Origin of the sequence: Chitinophaga sp., from assembly GCF_035538455.1 — a bacterium.
In the GTDB taxonomy this organism is placed as follows: domain Bacteria; phylum Bacteroidota; class Bacteroidia; order Chitinophagales; family Chitinophagaceae; genus Chitinophaga.
The window spans coordinates 1-3366 of the sequence record NZ_DATLKJ010000172.1; the positions used below are offsets into that span (position 1 = coordinate 1).

Annotated in this window: 2 protein-coding genes and 1 pseudogene; all 3 read left to right on the forward strand. The window is 49.6% G+C overall.

All coding sequences use genetic code 11. The annotated features are described in order from the left end of the window. Nucleotides 1-261, forward strand: a pseudogene (locus VM802_RS20550) (TolC family protein); the annotation flags it as partial. A gap of 27 nt (nucleotides 262-288) precedes the next feature. Then, nucleotides 289-1386, forward strand: coding sequence for an efflux RND transporter periplasmic adaptor subunit (locus VM802_RS20555; RefSeq protein WP_325534038.1), 1098 nt, complete (start codon nucleotides 289-291; stop codon nucleotides 1384-1386). 17 nt (nucleotides 1387-1403) lie between these two features. Beyond that, a partial coding sequence (locus tag VM802_RS20560) for an efflux RND transporter permease subunit (protein WP_325534040.1) occupies nucleotides 1404-3366 on the forward strand: 1963 nt, incomplete at its 3' end.

Sequence of the window (3366 nt, forward strand, 5' to 3'; positions counted from 1 at the left end):
GTAATGAACAGCTTGCAGAAAGCGCTTAAAACAGATAAACTGCTGCGCGAGTTTGATCCTTCTTTCAGTAACGACTACACGAAAATGATGCAGGAGGTGGAGAAGAACTACGGGCTGCATACTATCGGGCTATTGGAATTCATCGACCTGTACGACGCCTACCGCGAGAATGTACTGAAGATGAATGAACTGAAATACGATCAGCTCAATGCCCTGGAATCCATCAATTTCGCCACCGGCGCAAATATCTTCCATCCCTGACAAATACTCCTGACGATGCAAAAGTTTATGAAAAAGTATTTACCTGCAACTGTTTTTATTATATCCATATCCGGAATCATTACCAGTTGCGGCAACAGACCGAAACCTGAAGAACCACGTCAGTGGACGCTTACAGACTCCCTGCTCCGCACCCTGGTAGTGGATACCGCTACATCCAAACCGGTGGATGGCGAGATATATCTCACCGGTAAAATCTCAGAGAATGAAGATAAAACCGCCCGCATCTTCCCGATGGTCAGCGGCATCGTAACAGAGGTCAAGGTACACTCCGGCGACTTCGTTCAAAAAGGACAGGTGCTGGCTGTACTGAAAAGCCCCGAAATGGCAGGCTTTACAGCAGATCAGCGTATAAATGCCAGCGAAATGCAAACGGCTAAACGAAATCTTGAAGTAGCAGAGTCTTTCTATAAAAGCGGGTTAAACTCCCAGCGTGATTACGAAGAAGCGAAGAACAATTACGATAAAGCCGTTGCGTCCTATCACAAATCCAGCGCAGTACTTGATATTAACGGCGGCGAACACAAAACCAGCTATTTCATCAAGGCGCCGGTACCCGGTTTTGTCATCAGCAAACGGGCTGCTGAAAGCCAGCAATGGCGCGCTGATAACAGCGATCCCATTTTCGTCGTCGCAGATCTGAACAATGTATGGGCCATCATCAACGTATTTGAATCGGATATTGCCAGCGTCCATGAAGGCGACGAGGTGCAGATGACCACGCTCTCATATCCCGACAAAGTCTTTACCGGAAAAATCAGCAAGATCTACAATGTGCTGGACCCGGAGAACAAAGTCATGAAAGCCAGGGTGGTAGTGGATAACCCCGGATACCTGCTGAAACCCGAAATGTTTGTGCGCATCAGGGCACAGCGCAAGGCTGACTCCAACATGGTGAGCATCCCATCAAGAGGCATCATCTTCGACCACGACAAATACTACGTGCTGGTACTTACCAACGATAAAGTGAGAGTGGCCATCCGCGAAATAAAGATTAGCAGAACCGTGGAAGACCGTGCCTTTATTGCGTCAGGACTGAAAGACGGTGACCGCATCATTGCTTCCAGGCAGGTATTTATTTATGACACGCTGAGCGATCAGCAGTAAACACAAAGGCCAGCAACATGAATAAATTCATCAGGAGAGTACTCGCATTCTCCCTCAGCAATAAATATTTCATCTTCTTCGCGGCAGGAGTATTGGCTATCGCCGGCTATATCAGCTTCAGGCAGATAGGAGTGGATGCCTTCCCGGATGTAACCAACACTTCCGTTACCATTATTACCCAGTGGCAGGGCCGCAGCGCCGAAGAAGTAGAGAAGTTCGTAACGCGCCCCATAGAAATAGCCATGAACAGGGCACAGAAGAAAACGCATATACGCTCTTCTTCCTTGTTCGGGTTATCAGTAGTGAAAGTGATCTTTGACGATGATGTAGATGATACTTTCGCCCGGCAACAAATTAATAACAACATCACTTCCGCTTCCCTGCCGGAAGGAGCAGACCCTGAAATTGAGCCGCCCTACGGGCCTACGGGCGAAATATACCGCTACACGCTGGAGAGCAATAAACAGTCGGTAAGGGATCTTAAAACCATCCAGGACTGGGTGGTGGAACGCAACCTGCTGGCCGTACCCGGTGTGGCGGATATCGTGAGCTTCGGCGGAGAAGTGAAAATCTACCAGGTTAGTATCAATCCTGATAAAGCAGTACAATATGGCATTACAGCGCAGGAGATGTTCCAGGCGCTGTCCAAAAGTAACATCAACGTAGGAGGAGATGTGATCGTAAGGAACCAGCAGGCTTACGTGGTAAGAGGTATCGGTATCCTCAATAATGTGGATGAGATCAGGAATATCATCGTAGATCATATCGGCGGTACGCCGATCCTGGTAAAGGATGTAGCAGAAGTAACCGTGGCGGCGCTGCCCAGGCTGGGGCAGGTGGGCCGTGATCATGACCACGACGTGGTAGAAGGTATTGTAGTGATGCGTAAAGGAGAGAACCCCGCCAATGTCATCAAAGGCCTGAAAGAAAAGATAACGGAGCTGAATACACGAATTCTTCCGGAAGATGTAAAGATCAAGCCCTTCTACAACAGGGAAGACCTCATCGATTTCTCCACCCACACCGTGCTGCACAACATGATCGAGGGCATCATCTTCGTAACGGTGATCGTATTCCTGTTCATGGCCGACTGGCGCACTACCATCATTGTATCCATCGTGATCCCGCTGGCACTGCTCTTTGCCTTCATCTGCCTGAAGCTGAAAGGTATGAGTGCTAACCTGTTGTCGATGGGTGCTATCGACTTCGGTATCATCATCGATGGCGCGGTGGTGATGATGGAAGGGATCTTTGTGGTGCTCGACCGCAAGGCGCACGAAGTAGGTATGGAGCGGTTCAATAAGCTCAGCAAGATGGGCATGATCCGCAAAGCCTGCATGGAAAATGGTAAGGGTATTTTCTTCGCCAAACTGATTATCATCACAGGCCTGCTGCCCATCTTTACCTTCGAGAAGGTGGAAGGGAAGATGTTCTCCCCGTTGGCATGGACATTGGGCTTCGCCTTGCTCGGCGCCCTGATACTCTCGTTTACCCTCGTGCCCGCATTCGCCAGCGTATTGCTGAAAAAGAATGTGCGGGAGAAACATAACATCTTCCTCGAATTCGTACACCGCGTTACACTGAAAATATTCAACTATTGCTTCCGCCATCGCCGTATTGTGTTTGGCGCCTCGCTGGTCGTGCTGGCAATAGGGCTTTACTTCTTCCGGTTCCTGGGAACAGAGTTCCTGCCGCAGCTCAATGAAGGCGCTATTTACATCCGTGCCACCGGCCCGCTCAGTACATCGCTGGATGAATCCGTGAAAGTGGCCAATGAAATGCGCCGGAAAATACTCACCTTCCCGGAAGTGAGACAGGTAATGTCGCAGACAGGCCGCCCCAACGATGGTACAGATGCCACCGGTTTTTATAACATCGAGTTTCACGTAGACATCTATCCGCAGAAAGAATGGAAGAGTGGTATTTCGAAGGATGAGCTGGTGCGGAAGATGAATGCCAGACTGGATGGAACGCCCGGTG

What these genes read in the sequence shown, in the direction of transcription:
- VM802_RS20555 (WP_325534038.1), top strand. Translation starts at nt 289, where the DNA reads ATGAAAAAGTATTTACCTGCAACTGTTTTTATTATATCCATATCCGGA.